Source organism: Cytobacillus sp. BC1816, assembly GCF_051353635.1.
Lineage (GTDB): Bacteria > Bacillota > Bacilli > Bacillales > Cytobacillaceae > Cytobacillus > Cytobacillus oceanisediminis_C.
Window position 1 is genome coordinate 5,186,803 of the sequence record NZ_CP195611.1, and the last position, 16,715, is coordinate 5,203,517.

At 44.4% G+C, this 16,715-nt stretch carries 18 protein-coding genes; 5 read left to right on the forward strand and 13 right to left on the reverse strand.

The features are described from left to right. Positions 1-216: 216 nt before the first annotated feature. From ACR42H_RS26050 to speE, 3 genes are all read right to left on the reverse strand, one after another. Positions 217-411 (reverse strand): DUF4177 domain-containing protein, encoded by a 195-nt coding sequence (locus ACR42H_RS26050; protein WP_113882391.1) that lies wholly within the window; start codon positions 409-411, stop codon positions 217-219. Between the two features lie 235 nt (positions 412-646). Continuing rightward, positions 647-1,534, reverse strand: a complete 888-nt coding sequence (speB, locus tag ACR42H_RS26055; protein ID WP_436374200.1) for an agmatinase — start codon at positions 1,532-1,534, stop codon at positions 647-649. Positions 1,535-1,585: 51 nt separating this feature from the next. Continuing rightward, the gene (speE, locus tag ACR42H_RS26060) at positions 1,586-2,413 is read right to left on the reverse strand and encodes a spermidine synthase (protein WP_009332318.1); all 828 of its coding nucleotides are present in this window, start codon (positions 2,411-2,413) and stop codon (positions 1,586-1,588) included. Between the two features lie 414 nt (positions 2,414-2,827). On the opposite strand from speE, the gene ACR42H_RS26065 reads away from it, so the two are divergent. Next, on the forward strand, positions 2,828-4,897 hold the full coding sequence (locus ACR42H_RS26065; RefSeq protein WP_436374202.1) for a transglycosylase domain-containing protein: 2,070 nt from the start codon (positions 2,828-2,830) through the stop codon (positions 4,895-4,897). A gap of 424 nt (positions 4,898-5,321) precedes the next feature. Here the strand turns inward: ACR42H_RS26065 and ACR42H_RS26070 are convergent, their stop codons facing one another. Next, positions 5,322-5,834 carry a YwhD family protein gene (locus ACR42H_RS26070; protein ID WP_113882393.1) on the reverse strand — a complete coding sequence of 171 codons (513 nt, stop codon included), beginning with the start codon at positions 5,832-5,834 and terminating at the stop codon, positions 5,322-5,324. Positions 5,835-5,871: 37 nt separating this feature from the next. Further along, positions 5,872-6,531, reverse strand: a complete 660-nt coding sequence (locus ACR42H_RS26075) for a site-2 protease family protein (RefSeq protein ID WP_113882394.1) — start codon at positions 6,529-6,531, stop codon at positions 5,872-5,874. Between the two features lie 180 nt (positions 6,532-6,711). Between ACR42H_RS26075 and ACR42H_RS26080 the strand changes: the two genes are divergently transcribed. After that, positions 6,712-6,897, forward strand: coding sequence for a 2-hydroxymuconate tautomerase (locus ACR42H_RS26080; RefSeq protein WP_009332324.1), 186 nt, complete (start codon positions 6,712-6,714; stop codon positions 6,895-6,897). Positions 6,898-7,041: 144 nt separating this feature from the next. Here ACR42H_RS26080 and ACR42H_RS26085 read toward each other — a convergent pair whose 3' ends face one another. From ACR42H_RS26085 to ACR42H_RS26095, 3 genes are all read right to left on the reverse strand, one after another. Beyond that, positions 7,042-7,551, reverse strand: coding sequence for a YwgA family protein (locus ACR42H_RS26085; protein WP_113882395.1), 510 nt, complete (start codon positions 7,549-7,551; stop codon positions 7,042-7,044). A gap of 58 nt (positions 7,552-7,609) precedes the next feature. Further along, positions 7,610-8,911: an HD domain-containing protein gene (locus ACR42H_RS26090; RefSeq protein WP_436374205.1), complete on the reverse strand. Its 1,302-nt coding sequence runs from the start codon at positions 8,909-8,911 to the stop codon at positions 7,610-7,612. A 283-nt stretch (positions 8,912-9,194) separates the two neighbouring features. Beyond that, positions 9,195-9,419, reverse strand: coding sequence for a DUF1450 domain-containing protein (locus tag ACR42H_RS26095; RefSeq protein WP_113882397.1), 225 nt, complete (start codon positions 9,417-9,419; stop codon positions 9,195-9,197). Positions 9,420-9,800: 381 nt separating this feature from the next. Here ACR42H_RS26095 and ACR42H_RS26100 point away from each other — a divergent pair, with 381 nt between their 5' ends. Then, the gene (locus ACR42H_RS26100; protein ID WP_113882398.1) at positions 9,801-10,553 is read left to right on the forward strand and encodes an RsfA family transcriptional regulator; all 753 of its coding nucleotides are present in this window, start codon (positions 9,801-9,803) and stop codon (positions 10,551-10,553) included. A gap of 148 nt (positions 10,554-10,701) precedes the next feature. Here the strand turns inward: ACR42H_RS26100 and ACR42H_RS26105 are convergent, their stop codons facing one another. Together ACR42H_RS26105 and pta are read right to left on the reverse strand one after the other, a co-directional pair. Then, the gene (locus tag ACR42H_RS26105) at positions 10,702-11,544 is read right to left on the reverse strand and encodes a lipoate--protein ligase family protein (RefSeq protein ID WP_436374207.1); all 843 of its coding nucleotides are present in this window, start codon (positions 11,542-11,544) and stop codon (positions 10,702-10,704) included. A 227-nt stretch (positions 11,545-11,771) separates the two neighbouring features. Continuing rightward, positions 11,772-12,749, reverse strand: a complete 978-nt coding sequence (gene pta / locus ACR42H_RS26110) for a phosphate acetyltransferase (protein WP_436374209.1) — start codon at positions 12,747-12,749, stop codon at positions 11,772-11,774. A 382-nt stretch (positions 12,750-13,131) separates the two neighbouring features. On the opposite strand from pta, the gene hemQ reads away from it, so the two are divergent. Together hemQ and gerQ are read left to right on the forward strand one after the other, a co-directional pair. Further along, positions 13,132-13,875, forward strand: coding sequence for a hydrogen peroxide-dependent heme synthase (gene hemQ / locus ACR42H_RS26115; protein WP_053433421.1), 744 nt, complete (start codon positions 13,132-13,134; stop codon positions 13,873-13,875). A gap of 180 nt (positions 13,876-14,055) precedes the next feature. After that, positions 14,056-14,562 (forward strand): spore coat protein GerQ, encoded by a 507-nt coding sequence (gene gerQ / locus ACR42H_RS26120; protein ID WP_436374211.1) that lies wholly within the window; start codon positions 14,056-14,058, stop codon positions 14,560-14,562. Positions 14,563-14,800: 238 nt separating this feature from the next. On the opposite strand, the gene ACR42H_RS26125 is transcribed toward gerQ, so the two are convergent. The 3 genes from ACR42H_RS26125 to ACR42H_RS26135 form a co-directional block, all read right to left on the reverse strand. Next, a complete protein-coding gene (locus ACR42H_RS26125) occupies positions 14,801-15,172 on the reverse strand; it encodes a DUF423 domain-containing protein (RefSeq protein WP_113882403.1) in 372 nt (123 codons plus the stop codon). A 26-nt stretch (positions 15,173-15,198) separates the two neighbouring features. After that, entirely contained in the window at positions 15,199-15,474 is a 276-nt protein-coding gene (locus tag ACR42H_RS26130; RefSeq protein WP_113882404.1) for a YwdI family protein, read from the reverse strand. Positions 15,475-15,890: 416 nt separating this feature from the next. After that, a complete protein-coding gene (locus tag ACR42H_RS26135; protein ID WP_436374214.1) occupies positions 15,891-16,568 on the reverse strand; it encodes a uracil-DNA glycosylase in 678 nt (225 codons plus the stop codon). Between the last annotated feature and the right edge of the window lie 147 nt (positions 16,569-16,715).

Below are 16,715 nucleotides of genomic sequence, written 5' to 3' on the forward strand. Positions count from 1 at the left end.
AAGCACAAGACGGGCCTCACGAATGGCGTCCTTTGCCTTTTTGGAAGGATTGGCTTGTGACCTCGAGGGGGTATGCGCTGGAGCTAGACAGGCACCGCACGATTTTTGTCGAATAAAAAAGGATGAAACATTCAGTTTCACCCTTTTTACATTGATATATGAATGATTATGCTTTTTTAATCGCTTTCCCTCTCTCCGGGATTTGTGTTCCAGTAATTAAAACCCAGAAGTCTGCCGTTTAAAAATCAGCTCATAGAAAGATGGATTTCCGTATCCCCTTAAGCCTGGTGCAAAAATTTGCACCAGCTCCCAGCCTTCTTTTTCGTGCTCCCTGACAATTTCGTGATAATCCTCTGAAGGCGTCAGCTTAAATGATGATAATTCCACTTTAACAAATTTATGTTCATACATAACAAAAGCCTCCTTTCCTTTCATACGGAAAAATGGAGGGAAAAGTTTCATGCACAAAAAAACGGAGACCGAGGTCCCCGTTTATCGCAGTCTAACAGACTGTAAGTCTCCCTCCCCATTCAAGACTCAGAAAAATGAATGGAGTATAGTGAGGTCGAACTGCCCGTAAAGGCCCGATTGGTTCAACTAACAATCAGTTTGGGATAAAGAACTCCCCACTGATTGAAGTTTCACTTTATTTTTTATTCACCCATCCAAGAATCATTTCCCGGATCAGTTTGCTGGCTGTGTTGGCCGTTTGTTCAGATGGATCATAGATGGGCGCAACCTCGACAAGGTCAGCTCCAACGACTTTAACATCTGAATGGGCAATTTCATGAATAGAAGCAAGAAGCTCTCTTGATGTGATGCCGCCTGCATCGACTGTGCCTGTTCCCGGCGCGTGGGCAGGGTCCAGAACATCAATATCAATCGTTACATAGACCGGACGTCCTGCAAGCTTAGGAAGGATATCTTTCAATGGCTTGTGCACTTCGAATTTTGAAATGTGCATGCCGGCTTCCTTTGCCCACTGGAATTCTTCTTTCATGCCGGAACGGATGCCAAAAGAATAGACATTGCCAGGACCAATCAAATCAGCTGCTTTGCGGATTGGCGTTGAATGAGATAATGGCTCCCCTTCATAATCCACACGAAGATCCGTATGGGCGTCCATGTGGATAATCGCCAAGTCCGGATATTTTTTGTACATCGCTTTGATGACAGGCCAGGAAACCAAATGTTCTCCGCCCATGCCAAGCGGAAATTTATCCTCCGCCAGAAGCTGATCGATAAACTCCTCAATCATATCGATGCTTTTCTGCGGATTTCCGAATGGCAGCGGAATATCGCCGGCATCATAATATTTTACCTCTTCAAGCTCACGATCCAGGTATGGGCTGTACTCTTCAAGCCCAATTGACACTTCCCGGATGCGGGCAGGGCCGAAACGGGATCCCGGACGATAGCTGACTGTCCAGTCCATCGGCATTCCATAAATGACCGCTTCGCTTTCCTCATAATTAGGATGGCTTTTAATAAACACATTGCCTGAATAGGCTTCATCAAAACGAACCAAGGTCATCCCTCACTTTTTATGTATTCAAGAAGGCTGCTCTGAAAAGCAGCCTGTCCATTACTTCACTAAATCTGCAACAAATTTAGGCAATACAAATGCCGCTTTATGCAATTCTTTTGTATAGTATTTTGTTTCGATCTCATGGAAGCGGTCTTCGCTTACTTCTAATGGATCGTATTTTTTAGATCCGATTGTGAACGCCCACATGCCGCTTGGGTAAGTAGGAATATTCGCAGTGTAAAGACGAGTGATTGGAAAAATTTCTTTCACATCGCGCTGTACGTTGCGGATAAGGTCCGCTTTGAACCAAGGGTTGTCAGACTGGGCCACAAAGATGCCGTCTTCTTTTAAGGCTTTAGAGATTCCAGCATAGAAGCCTTTTGTGAATAGATTTACCGCAGGTCCTACCGGCTCAGTTGAGTCAACCATGATCACGTCATATTCATTTTCGCTTTCGGCAATGTGCATGAAGCCGTCGCCCACCTGTACATCTACGCGGGGGTCATCAAGCTTGCCTGCAATCTCAGGAAGGAATTTTTTTGAGTACTCAATAACCTTTCCATCGATATCCACTAGAGTCGCCTTTTTCACGCTTGGGTGCTTAAGGACTTCACGGATGACACCGCCGTCACCGCCGCCAACAACAAGAACGTTTTCAGGGTTTGGATGCGTGAACAAAGGAATGTGTGCAACCATCTCATGGTAAACAAACTCATCCTTGATTGAAGTCATAACCATGTCATCAAGAAGAAGCATATTGCCCCACTCTTCTGTTTCCACCATATCAAGCTTCTGGAATTCTGTCTGTTCTGTATGTAAAGTACGCTTCACCTTCATCGTAATGCCAAAGTTCTCCGTTTGTTTCTCTGTAAACCAAAGTCCCATTCTTTAATCATTCCTTCCATAAAAAAATGAATTATCACTAAAGAGCAGCAAAAAGCATTTCATCTTTTATACTTCCCTAACATGCAAATAACAAACACAGAAAAAGTATAGATGAATCTAGCAAAATTGCAAGAAAAATTTCGCTAATTAGTAGAGAAAGATGTTTAAAATCGCCCTGTTTTTTCAATACTGAATACATAGAGCACTTATTAGGAAAATTATTTGGATACTTCGCTGTACTTATCGGTCAACTTTAATTTTATCGGCCACTTGGGAATCTTCATCGGTCAGATTTTTAGTTTATCGGTGAATTTGGACAGTTTATCGGTCAGTTTTTATCTTTTCGTTCACTTGGCGCTGTATCAACTTTTCACTATAAAAATGTTTGAAACAGATAAATGGGGGGTGCTTGATATGGAATTAATGACGGATCAGCGTTTTCGGAAAACGATGAAATATTTGCGTGCCGTTCTCATTATTAGCTTAATAGGAATGGCTTTAGCCGCCGTGATGATCGGAGGCATTCTGGTATATGCCAAAATCTTGGGGCCGCCGCCGCTCGCCGTTCCGCAATCGACTTTATTTTTCTCGGATGATGGCACGGTTATCGGTGAAAGCAACAACGGCCAAAAACGCTATTGGGCACCACTCGATGATATCAGCCCGCATTTAATAGATGCGACGGTCTCGATAGAGGATAAGAATTTTTTCGAGCACAATGGATTTGATTATAAAAGGATCGCAGGTGCCGCCCTCGCTGATATAAAGGCAATGGCCAAAGTTCAGGGCGCCAGCACCATCAGCCAGCAATATGCCCGCAACCTGTTTCTTGAACATGAAAAAACCTGGAAGCGGAAATTGCTTGAGGCCTTTTATACCATCAGGCTTGAGATGAATTATACGAAAAAGGAAATCCTTGAAGGCTATTTAAATACGATTTATTACGGCAATGGAGCTTATGGCGCACAGGCAGCAAGCCAGTTCTATTTTGGGAAGGATGCAAGTGAGCTGTCATTGGCTGAGGCTTCGATTTTATCCGGCATCCCTAAGGGTCCTGGCATCTACTCGCCACTTGCATCAGCAGAAAAAGCAGATCAGCGTCAGAAAGTGATACTGCAGACGATGGTGAAGAACGGGCTCATCAGCCAAAAAGAAGCAGATCTTGCGGCGGCAGAAGAGCTTGAGCTTGTTGGGGAGCACATGCATCCAAGATCGAAAACAGCCCCGTATTTTCAGGACGCTGTCCGCAATGCCCTTAAGACACAGCTGAAGCTGGATGACCGAACGATTGAACTGGGCGGATTGAAGGTTTATACCACTTTGAATCTGAAGGAGCAGGAAATCGCGGAAGAAACAATAGAAAAGCTTATTTCAAAAGACTCGGAGATTCAGGTCGGAGTTGTTGCCATGAACCCGAAAAACGGGTATGTGAAAGCAATGATTGGAGGACGTGATTATGAGGCAAGTCCCTTTAACCGTGCAGTCCAGGCAGTCAGGCAGCCCGGATCGACGATAAAGCCTCTACTCTATTATGCTGCACTGGAGCAGGGCTTCACCCCCTCCACTCCAATCCGGAGCGAGCAGACTACTTTTCGGTTTGAAGACGGTACGCCAGACTACACACCGCATAACTTCAACAGCAAGTATGCGGATGACGATATCACAATGGCCCAGGCCCTTGCTCTATCTGACAATGTCTATGCGGTGAAGACTCATTTATTTTTAGGAGAAGAGACACTTGTCAATACAGCCAAGAAATTTGGCATTACCTCCGAGATGGCAAAGGTGCCGTCCCTTGCACTCGGCACATCCGGCATAAGAGTCATTGAGCTTGCGAACGCCTATAGCATGTTTGCCAATGGAGGGAAAAAGATCTCGCCGGTACTGATTAAGCGTGTAGAGAACCATAAAGGCGAAGTCATCTATGAACAGGAGCCATTCCAGATGAAGGTTCTGAAGCCTGACCTTGCTTTCGTTATGACCCATATGATGACAGGCATTTTTGACCGGAAACTGAACGGCTATGCCCAGGTAACGGGAAGCACAGTCATCAACGACATGACCCGCCCTTATGCCGGCAAGTCCGGTTCAACAGAAACAGACAGCTGGATGGCCGGCTTTACACCACAGCTTGTCACAGCGGTATGGACCGGCTATGACAAAGGCCAGGTTATTACAAAAACCGTTGACAAAACCTATGCCAAAAACATTTGGATCCGGTTCATGGAGGAAGCCCATAAAGGAAAGCCGGCCAAGGAATTCAAAGCGCCCAAAGACACAGTCGGCGTCTACATTGACCCAGCCAACGGGAAAATTGCTGGGGAAAACTGCCCGGTCAAGCGCCTAACCTACTTCGCAGAAGGCACAGAGCCTGTGGAATACTGTACAGACCACTTGAGCCATAAAGAAGAGAATAAAACTAAGCAGCCGGAAAAGAAGCCCGACACACCTTGGTATAAGAAACTGTTTCGGTGGGCTTCCTGATCCAGAGCAACCCGCGGTGCCTGATCTTTGAAAAAGATCAGGTGCTTTATTTTTAGGGGATCCTGTGGGCTTATATTTCTGACACTATAAGCTTGATTAGTTCCTTTCGGACGGATTCCGGTCTGTTCAAAGGCACAGATGGCTCCCGTCTGCCCAAAGACACTATTTCCCCGGTCAGTTCCTTTCAGATGGCTCCGTTCCGTTCTGTGGCACATTAACCCTGCTAACTTACCTCTAAGTACAACTCCAGCTTATAAAAAAGTGAAAAACCCCGGGGTCCGAATCCCGGGGTTTTTCGTGTCCTAGTGCTATATTGTGCCTTCACACTGTTAAATAGTTTACTTTTTTTATGGGAATTGTACAAGTAGTTAGAAAATCAAGTCAAAAAAATGTCACAATTTCGTCACAAAATTAAACTTTTTTTCTAAATGGCTTGTAAATCTTTTTTTAGCTGTTCCGCCGATCTTTCCCACATGCCTGCGTCATGATTTTTCAGGAAATCTGCCAGTACTTTTTTGGATTTCTCATCCATATGATCCACAATGATGTGTCTTTTAATCGATTTATCCATGCGGTTCACATGCTCTGGCAGGGATTTATAGCCCCGGCGGATTTCTCTGTCGACCGTCATTTCACAGGCAGTTACACCTGCATAATAAGCACCGCCCTCTTTGCGGTCAATGGTGACCCAAATCAGCCAATACGGCTTCCCGTTTGGCACTTCCTCTTTGCTTTTCAAAAACTTGATGCCTTTTTCAACAGGACTGCGAGCATGCATGGCGCCCACTTCAATAGACGCCTCCCCGGCATCCACATCAATCATAACCGGTGTCACATTATCAAGGCTCAGAGTCCCGACCCCAAAACCGCCATGTCCCTCAGTCGGGTCGTTCTTGATTATATTAAAATCGACTTTCTTTTTCTTTTTTTCTTCCATTTTCAAGTCCTCCTAAGCAAAAATTAGGCTCTTATTATTATGTCATAAATATTTCATAGAAAAAATCATTTAGGCCGCTTGCCAGCACCGGCAATACGGTGTTAAAAATTGGCTGGATGGTGTATTGATCCAGCGGTGTAATGACCAGGATAAGGAAAATAACGGAGCCATATGCCTCAAACTGAGTCATTTTCGGGCGAATATGGGCAGGCGCCAAATCCTCAATAATTCTGTAGCCATCAAGAGGCGGAAACGGCAGCAGGTTGAATACAAAAAGCACTAAATTCAGCTGAATAAAGATGTTCAGGAAATCTGCCACAAAAGCAGGAAATGAAGCGGCAAGTCCAGTTCCGGCAAGAGCATACCAGATGAAAAAACCCAGGACAGCCATTACCAGATTGGATATCGGTCCCGCAATTGAGACAGATATCCCGGCAAGCTTCGGATTTTTGAAAAAGAAGCGGTTAACCGGTACAGGCCTGGCCCATCCGAAACCTGCAATAAAAATCAGGATTGTTCCAATCGGGTCCAGATGCTGCATAGGATTTAGGGTTAATCTACCCTGATCTTTTGCAGTGGGATCTCCAAATTTATAAGCCACATAGGCATGGGCAAATTCATGGACCGTAAAGGCGATCATCAACGTTACCGCGACATAGGGAATCTCCCTGAGAGAAAACGCCAAAAATTGTTCCAAATGCCAAAACTCCCTCTCCTGCCGGCTGAAAAGCCAGGCTTTATTTATACATACTATGTAGGAAAAGCAGATGCTATTTACCTAAAAGTATACATGAACGCCTGATCAAAGGGAATCAGGCTTGCACAATGCGAGAAAAAGTGGAAAAATACAAGCATAAATAGTGAGGAGGAAAAGAAAATGCCATACGTAACCGTTAAAATGCTTGAAGGCCGCACTGAAGAACAGAAAAAAGCGCTCGCTGAAAAAGTAACAGCTGCAGTAAGCGAAACGACTGGAGCCCCTGAAGATAAAATCGTTGTATTTATCGAAGAAATGTCCAAAAATCACTATGCTGTCGGCGGAAAACGCTTAAGCGATCAGTAGAATTACTTATAAAGGGCAGTTTTCCATGCGGAAACTGCTTTTTTATGGATTTTTCTAATTCAGAAGCTTTTTATGTGCTGATAGCTCAGATTTATGTGCAGATAGATACCTTCCAGGAATTCAGCAAAAAGAAAAGCCAGGCGCTTAATGCAGCCCGGCTTTTTCTCTTAAGCTCCCAATATATTGATACGCCTGTTCCACTTCTTCATCCGTGTAGCGCTGTTTGCTTTTTAGGGTAAAGACTTTTTCTTTCACTTCTTCTTTTGGAAGGTCGTTAAAATAAAGGACCGTTGAGACGAGTTCAAGGAATCTTGCATTCTGGCCGTTCATATCAAGCAGGCAGTCCTGCAGGCTGGGCATTTCGACTGAATTAATGTCCAGAAATTCCTTGCCGGTTTCAGTAAGGGTGTACCGATACTGGTAATAGCCGCCCTTTTTTTCCTTTACTTCGTTTAAAAATCCCATGTTGCAGAGTTCTTCGACCCTTAGTGTCAATTCTTCCGAATATGGCCCGTAAAAGTGAAATTGAAATCTTTCCTGAAAGGGAAATGCGATGTTTTTGGCGATATAAATCATTTTCTGCAGCTTTTTCCGTCCCACGATTTCTTCAGAGACTGCAATGGCATGCATTAGTTTGGCGTGATCCTTTAACAAAGCTCTTCATCTCCTACTCCGTTTTTTCCCGTATCTATAGAAAACCAATTATGTAGTCTTAATCGATTTCCAGCAGCGTTCTAATCTGTTTTTTAATGTTTGGCTTTTTGCTGTCGTCTGCAATAAAATCAGCCGGATAGTACAGCTTATGATCAGTGCGTCGCTTCCCGGAAATGGCATCCACGATCTCCGATTCACGGGAAAGCTCGCGGATATCCCCGTTTTTCAGCAGTAAATGGATCGGCAATCTTTCTTCTTCCTCGCCCGGACGGTAAAAATCATAAGGCAAATCAGATGAAGAATCGACGACCAGGTAATATTCCGGATCGATACCTGCCTTTTTGAACAAAGCCGACAGCTCCGTTAGCTTCTTGTACTCCTTCGCCGGGTCGAATTCCACATATTTATATAAATTCCGGTCCATAAATCGGCAGCAGAGATCTTTCAGTATCGGATCTTCTTCCTCCTGCCACATCTGAAAATAATAAAGAATAATAGCTTCATCGAGCTTTATATAATCTTCAAGAGTGATTTCACCATTGAATAAAGAATAAAAATGGATTGGATCATATTTAAACCTGTATTTCTGTTCATGCAGATCTTTCGCGCGATGAAGGATTTTGGTCAGAATCACCTCGGCACTACGTGTAACCGGGTGGAAATACACCTGCCAATACATCTGATACCGGCTCATAATGTAATCCTCAACGGCATGCATCCCGCTCTGTTTGATCACGACCTGGTCTTCCCGCGGCCTCATGACACGAAGGATCCGCTCCATGTCAAAGTGGCCATAGCTGACACCTGTAAAATAAGCATCCCGCTGCAGATAATCCATCCGGTCCGCATCAATCTGGCTGGAAATCAGGCTGACGACCAGTTTATTTTTAGAAGTTTTGGCAATCACATCTGCCACTTTCTGAGGAAAATCGGCACTTACCCTTGTGAGCACCTGATGGACCTCGGTATCGCCGAGAATGATTGCCCTCGTATAATATTCATGATCGAGGTCGAATACTTTTTCGAAGGAGTGTGAGAACGGGCCGTGCCCCAAATCGTGGAGAAGTGCCGCGCATAAGGTCAGGATGCGGTCTTCTTCATCCCATTCCGGTCTGCCCAAAAAGACGTCATCGGAAATGCGCCGTACAATCTCGTAAACACCGAGCGAGTGGTTAAAGCGGCTATGCTCAGCACCATGGAAGGTTAAATAAGTTGTCCCGAGCTGCTTAATTCTTCTAAGACGCTGAAACTCTTTTGTCCCGATTAAATCCCAGATTACTCTGTCCCTTACGTGTATGTAACGATGAACGGGATCTTTAAATACTTTTTCCTCACTTAACTTTTCCGCTGAATATGCCATTCCGTACCCTCCGCTTTTCCTGTGTCCACACTTTTCGAACCTGCTGTTCCCAATTTTTGGCGTATACCTATTATATCCCGATTACAGTGTCAATTCATCACAAAATTCTCTGCTTTTCATGGCTGTTCGACAGAAACCGCGATACAGCAATCATCTGCCCTGGAAATATTTTTCGACTTTTCTAAAAACGAATATTGCCTCCTAAGTCTATTTACCAATCGGAGCTCAATCATAAACTCAGGCAAAAAATAAAATCACCTCAGGACAGGAGTCAGGGTGATCTTTATTTTTTCAGCTTTTTATTAATTTTCTCCATCAATTCCTCTTCCGTCAGTGCGGCAAGGGGACGGTTATTGACAAATGCAAATGTTTTTTTGCGGCCTGGCCCGCAATAGGACTGGCAGCCGACATCAATTTTTGCTTCAGGATCTATTTCTTTTAATTGCGGTATCAATGTCTTCAGATTTACAGCCTGACAATCGTCGCAAACACGAAATTCGTTTGCCATTTTATTACAACCCTTTCTGCGGTCAATCTTTTATATTATGCGCTCCCCATTCCAGGAGCTTTAACAGCGCATTTCGCGCCTCGTCATCTTCTTCGTTAAAGCATGTCCGCTGCAAAGCATTCCTATTCAGATAAAAAGGACTGCCCTGCCAACTGCTACAGGCTATTTTAAAACTTATCCAGCTCTATTGCAAGCTGTAATCATTAACTTCGGTGGTGAATCTTAGTAATCTTCACAAAACCGCCATACGTATCTAGCGAAAAATAAAATTTTTAAAAAATCTACTATCCTTTTAATCACCTTTGTATAAAATCTGCCAAGTTTGTCCATCCTTTAACTAAGGCAACAGCAAAAAGTAATAATTTAGGGAGTTGAGGTTATATGAAAGTACGTCAGGACGCTTGGACAGATGAAAACGATTTATTGCTGGCAGAAACCGTTTTGCGGCATGTGAGGGAAGGCAGCACTCAGTTAAACGCTTTTGAGGAAGTCGGGGACAAGCTAAACCGCACATCTGCGGCATGCGGATTCCGCTGGAACGCTGTGGTGAGGCACCAGTATGAAAAAGCACTTCAGTTAGCCAAGAAACAGCGCAAGCAGAGACAAAGAATGCTAGGAAAGGATCAGGGCGGCAAAAAGAAACTCTTATACTCTCCGCCAGTTCCAACTATGCAGGAGGTTGAAGCAGCGCCAATTAAGACAAATGCGATTGTACCGCCGTCACCGGCAGATTTTTACGAAGAGCGTACAGAGGATGAATCGCATGCCCAAACAGAGACGGTCTCATCCTACACCTATTCAGAGCCGGTTTATACTGCGCCTGCACAGCTGGATATGGATACCGTTATCACATACTTGCAAACATTGAATCATTCAGGCATTCAGCTTGATATACTAAAGAGTGAGAATGAAAGATTGAAGCGCGAAAATGCGGATCTAAGAAGCCGGAATGAAGAGCTTGAAAGCAAAATCGGCGAATTGGAGCAGAATACGGTAACCATTCAGGAAGATTACGAGACACTGATGAAAATCATGAACAGAGCCCGCAATTTTGTTCTGTTTGATGAAGAAGAAAGGCCGGCATCCAAGTTTAAAATGGACCGCAACGGCAATTTGGAGAGAGTAGCTGAATAGAAAAGCTAAAACTCCTTGCCCGCCAAAGGGTGCAGGCGCTGAAAGTTCCAACAAAAAGGGTGTTCCCGGCAGCGGGAGCAGGAGAAAATGGCAGCAATTCCTTTTAAGGAGGGCCGCAGATCGTTTATGACTGCGGCTCTTCTTTTATTTATTCGCTGCCAAGTATTTTCTCATTCCGTTCCATCACACGGCGGTAATAGGCTTCAAACAAACCAGCTTCCACATTTGTCAGCTGCCCTGCATAAAGGCGGCCCGCTTTCTTTTTCAATGACTGCAAAAAGCGGAGCATCACATCTTGTACTTTCAGCTCTGTACCCAGTAATTCCGATAGTGATGCCATCACAGCCGGCTGAATTTCAGGGTACTGGAACTTTGTCTGTTCTTCTTTTTTAGCAAGGGAATAGAATTTGCCAATCAAATCGGCCCGCCCACTTCCGCTGCCATCCACGCACAGATAGATCTGGACCGCCACGCCATTGCGGAGGCGCCTTTGCGAGATGCCGGCAAACTTTTGTCCCCCTATGCTTAAATCATAGCTTCCCGGGCAATAGGAGCCGACAATTTCACGCGCTTCTATTTCTATATTAAAATCGGAAAACATCTCCTGGATGAGCATCCACATCGCATCATATCCGCGGTTTATGTCTATTCCTTTTTCACTTTCAGGAAAAATCAGCGAAATATTCAGGACCCCTTGATCCAGGACAACTGCCAGACCGCCGGAATTTCGTACGATCACTTCATATCCATGGCTTTTTAAAAAATGGATGCCTGCAGTTAAAAAAGGAAGCTTCGTATCCTGGATTCCAAGCACAATTGTATTATGGTGAACCCATGTCCTCGCGGTCGCAGGCGCCTCACCCGATCCTACAGAAGCACAAAGTGTATCGTCCATCCCGAAAGAGTGCAGGGCATTTAAGTGGATGCTTGCAGCAGATTGATCAATGACCCTCCATTCTTCCTGAAACAGCAAGTCTTGTAGCGAATTCATCTTCATTTGATCCCCTTTTGCCGTTATTTCGAGTTAATCGGCAGAATTTATCTATTTGGTGGCAATTTAACGGCCAAATCAGCTAGTTTATCAGCCTAAGTTATAGGTTTATCGGCCAAATATGACACTTTAACGGCCAAACTTGACCCTTTATCGGCCAATGGCCCATAACAGATACATTATAGCAAAAAAGCCAGTCACAAGGGACCGGCTTCTCAGCTGCTGTATTATTGATGTAAAGCTTGAGCTGCAGTAATTAAAGCAAGCTTGTAAACGTCTTCCTCGTTGCAGCCGCGGGACAGGTCATTAACCGGGCGGTTCAAGCCTTGAAGGATTGGTCCCACTGCTTCGAAGTTTCCTAGGCGCTGGGCAATTTTGTAGCCGATGTTTCCGGCTTCCAGGCTAGGGAAAACAAATACATTCGCATCACCCTGGATTGGCGAATCCGGAGCTTTTTTCTCAGCTACCGATGGAACGAATGCTGCATCAAACTGGAATTCCCCATCGATGATCAATAGCGGATCACGAATCTTAGCCGCTTCAAGTGCCGCCGAAACTTTTTCCGTTTCAGGAGACTTGGCAGAGCCCTTTGTTGAAAAGCTCAGCATGGCCACACGCGGTTCGATATCGAACATTCTGGCTGTCTTGGAGCTTTCAATCGCGATTTCCGCCAAGTCCTGGCTGTCAGGTGAGATGTTGATGGCACAATCGGCAAAAACATATTTCTCATCGTCACGGACCATGATGAATACACCAGATGTTTTGCGTACGCCTTCTTTTGTTTTAATGATTTGGAGAGCCGGTCTCACTGTGTCAGCTGTTGAATGAGCTGCCCCGCTCACAAGGCCGTCTGCTTTGTTCGCATAAACAAGCATGGTTCCGAAATAGTTTTCATCAAGAAGGATTTTGCGCGCATCTTCTTCTGTCGCTTTGCCTTTGCGTCTTTCAACAAATGCAGCCACAAGCTCATCCATCATCAGGAAGTTATTTGGATCATAAATTTCAGCTGATTCCAGGCTGATATCCATGTCCTTTGCTTTCGCTTCAATTTCTGCGATGTTCCCAATAAGGATCGGAGTGATGATTTTTTCAGTAGCCAATCTGCCCGCAGCCGCTAAAATGCGCTCATCCTGTCCTTCAGGAAATACGATTCTTAGATTCTGCCCTGTTACTTTTTCTTTCAATACTGTGAATAAGTCACTCATGATAATTCCTCCTACGGCACTATATTTCCGTTCAATTCAATAGAATTTCTTCTATATACTCCCTTAGAATACTCTTCATCCTAAGAATTTCAAGGAGTTCCCATGCTGTTAGCGTTTACAAATAAAAAGTTTTTGTTTTCGGTATATTCCCAATAATAAATACCCTTCTGCTGCATATCTTCATACCTTTTTTAAGATATCCATAATCCCCTCTTTGTAAACGGGATTTTGCGGTGACAGACACCTATACTAGTTCCGCAAATTGGTATAGGAGCCTGTCACCCTGCTGAATTCCAACATTTCAAGTTTTGTACACATGTTAATTGGAGAAACTATGTTATAGTAATGATGAGAATTTTAGTACATATTAGGAGTGATTATAATGAGTGAAGCAGCAGTAACGCTTGATGGCTGGTATTGTTTACATGACTTCCGTACAGTTGATTGGACAACTTGGAAAATGGCTCCCAGCGAAGAGCGCCAGGCAGCGATCCACGAATTTATGGCCCTAGTGGACAAGTGGAATACAACACAAAGCGAGAAAAACGGCAGCCATGCCCTTTATACAATTGTCGGCCAAAAAGCTGATTTTATGATGATGATCTTAAGGCCTACAATGGAAGAGCTAAATGAAATTGAAAACGAATTCAACAAAACTAAGTTAGCTGAATTCACGATTCCGGCTCATTCATATGTTTCTGTTGTCGAGCTGAGCAACTACCTGCCGGCCGGAGAAGATCCATACCAGAATCCGCAGATCCTGGCACGCCTTTACCCGGAACTTCCGAAAGCGAAGCATGTCTGCTTCTATCCGATGGACAAGCGCCGCCAGGGCAATGACAACTGGTACATGCTTCCGATGGAAGACCGCCGCAATATGATGCGCAGCCACGGCATGATCGGGCGCCAGTATGCAGGAAAGGTAAAGCAGATCATCACAGGTTCAGTCGGCTTCGACGATTATGAATGGGGAGTTACCCTCTTCTCTGATGATGTTCTTCAGTTTAAAAAGCTTGTTTATGAAATGCGCTTCGATGAAGTAAGTGCCCGCTACGGTGAATTCGGCTCCTTCTTCGTCGGAAACATCCTTGAAGAGGATAAAGTTGAAAAGTTTCTTCACGTTTAATCACCAAAACTCCCACTCTGCCGGGAGTTTTTCTTTTTTCTCAGGTCATAAATAAACATGCCCCTTCATAGTAATGAAATAGTGAGTTTCTATTTTAAAATTCAACCCGCAGGACTTTCTGACAGTCCATGGCAAAAATGCGGATAGAAATGGCTATTATAATTTTTAGGAGGGAAAACATTGAGTCAATCAAATTATGGTCAATACCCTTATTACGATTACAGGCAGCAACCTTACACTGGAAGCGGACAAATGGGACAGAACAATCAGGGACAGCCGCAATATCAAACAATGCCAACAGGCGGAACGTTTCCAGGTGCAAGCTCGGGCGGGATGTTTCCAGGTGCCGGCGCCGGCGCCGGTATGGGTGCCCCTTCAGCTGCTCCTACTATTCCAGGCATGCTTCCGCTTGAACAATCCTACATCGAAAATATTCTTCGCCTGAACAGAGGAAAGCTCGCGACTGTTTATGCAACATTCGAAAACAATACAGAATGGAACGCCAAAATATTCAAAGGCATCATTGAAGCGGCCGGACGGGATCACTTGATTCTGAGCGATCCGCAAACAGGAACCCGCATTCTCCTTCCAATGATTTACTTAGACTATGTGACGTTTGATGAAGAAATAGAATATGAATATCCGTTTGCCGGAGGACAGGGAATGTCGCAATATTCGCCAAGGTAATAAGAAAAGCGGAGGCGCCCTTGCCCATCGACGGAGCGTGGTGAACTGAGCCGAGTGAGATAGCGATTCGATGTTGACTTATAACGCTCGGGTACGCGCACATCCTGTGCGTCGCCGTAGACAGGTGAGGGAATCACACCGAGTCGATAGGGTGCCGGAGCTAGACAGTTATCAAAATTCAAATTTGTATTCACCTATATAAAAAAGGAGCTTTGACCCCGTCAAAGCTCCTTTTTTATTATAAATATTTTACCGCCGCAATGATCAAGAGCACCCAAGCCGCAAGGAAAGAAACTCCGCCAAGCGGGGTAATGGCACCGAGCACGCTGATTTTTGTTAATGTTAAAACATATAAGCTTCCTGAGAAAAGGATAATGCCGATCAGCATCAGCCAGCCTGACCAGGATAATAAAGATGACGCCGGCAATTTGCCTAGCAGGACGCCAATAATCAAAAGGCCTGTTGCGTGGAACATCTGGTAGGTTACACCTGTTTTCCATATCTCCAAATACTTCGGCTCCACTTTTCCCTCAAGCCCATGCGCCCCGAACGCACCTAATGCAACTGCTAAAAAAGCATTAATGGCTCCAATTATAATGAATAGCTTCATAATCCCCTGCACCTCTTATCGTTTTATTAAAAATCGAACAATGAATCGCCGTTTGCCTCATCATCCATCTGCATTTTCTTTGACTGCAGACTCGCTGGCTGAGCCGGAGGCGGTGCATTGTATGTATGGCTAATAGAAGCGGCAGCAGACACACTTCCTGTATCCGACTCTTCCAAAACCAGCTCGCATAATGACTTGATCGCCTGCACTCTTTCTCTTATTCTGGCGTCTGAAGAGCTGCTTTTCGCTTCCAGCAATTCCTTTTCCATCTTCCCTAAAAGCTTCTGAACAGAGATATTCATTCTCTACACCTCTTTCTGTAAGAAAAGCGCAGCGCCTTGCCCCACCCCTATTTTCAAGGGGCAGACTGCTTCCGCTAAACAAATCCCGAAGTTCAAAAAAAGTATACATTCTTTTTAAAAAACCGCCAATGGTACCGGCCATATAAAGTTTATCAGGTTTTCTTTTCAAAACGCAAACAAGGATAGCCAGATGCCCGAAAAACTTCGAGAGAGGGCATTTGCCTGGATTTAAACTGAAAAGCCCTGTAGCCTTTTGGATGGCTCCCGTCCCATGTAACATAGAAATATTTGCATTTAAAACAATCCATTTTCTGTGAACTCATTTGTCTTCCCCTTCTCGAACATGCATATTTCGAGCACTTCTCTTATTCTCTTACACGAAACGGTATGTTTCACGTGAAACATGACGAAAAAAATCAGAGATCAAGAATCTGCCAGTCAATGGGCTCCTCCCCAAGCTCCTGTAATATCTCATTCGTCCTTGAAAATGGCCTGCTGCCAAAGAACCCTTTTCTTGCCGAAAATGGACTTGGATGCGGCGATTTTATTATATAGTGTTTAGAAGGATCAATCAGCGCTTCTTTTTCCTGAGCCGGTTTGCCCCATAATATAAAAACCACTGGCTTTTCCCTCTCATTCAGTTTTTGTATGACGGTGTCAGTGAAAGTTTCCCATCCTTTCCCCTTATGCGAATGTGCCTGCCCTTTGCGGACGGTCAGAACGGTATTTAAGAGCAGCACTCCTTCTCGGGCCCATTTTAATAGATAGCCATTGTTTGGCACCTCGAAGCCCAGGTCATCCTGCATTTCCTTGAATATATTTTTCAATGAAGGTGGCAGCTTTACATCAGGCTGAACCGAAAAGCTTAATCCATGTGCCTGCCCCGGTCCATGATAAGGATCCTGCCCCAATATCACTGCCTTTACGTCTTTATAAGCTGTATATTGAAGAGCATTGAAAATATCCTCCTGCTTTGGATAAATGGTTTGCTTCTCATATTCTTTTTTAAAAAATTCACGAAGATGGAGATAATAGGGTTTCTCGAATTCCTTTTCCAAAATCTCCTGCCAGTCATTTCTTAAGACACGCTTCATCTGCCAACTCTCCCTCCTCTTATTTGAAAAGTCCTATTCTTAATACCCATTGGCTATCATTGCATAATCTTTCATTCTTGCATACATGTTTAAATTTTTTCAGAACGGATATGTAATAAATATAACGGCAGGACATGCTGCCATTTA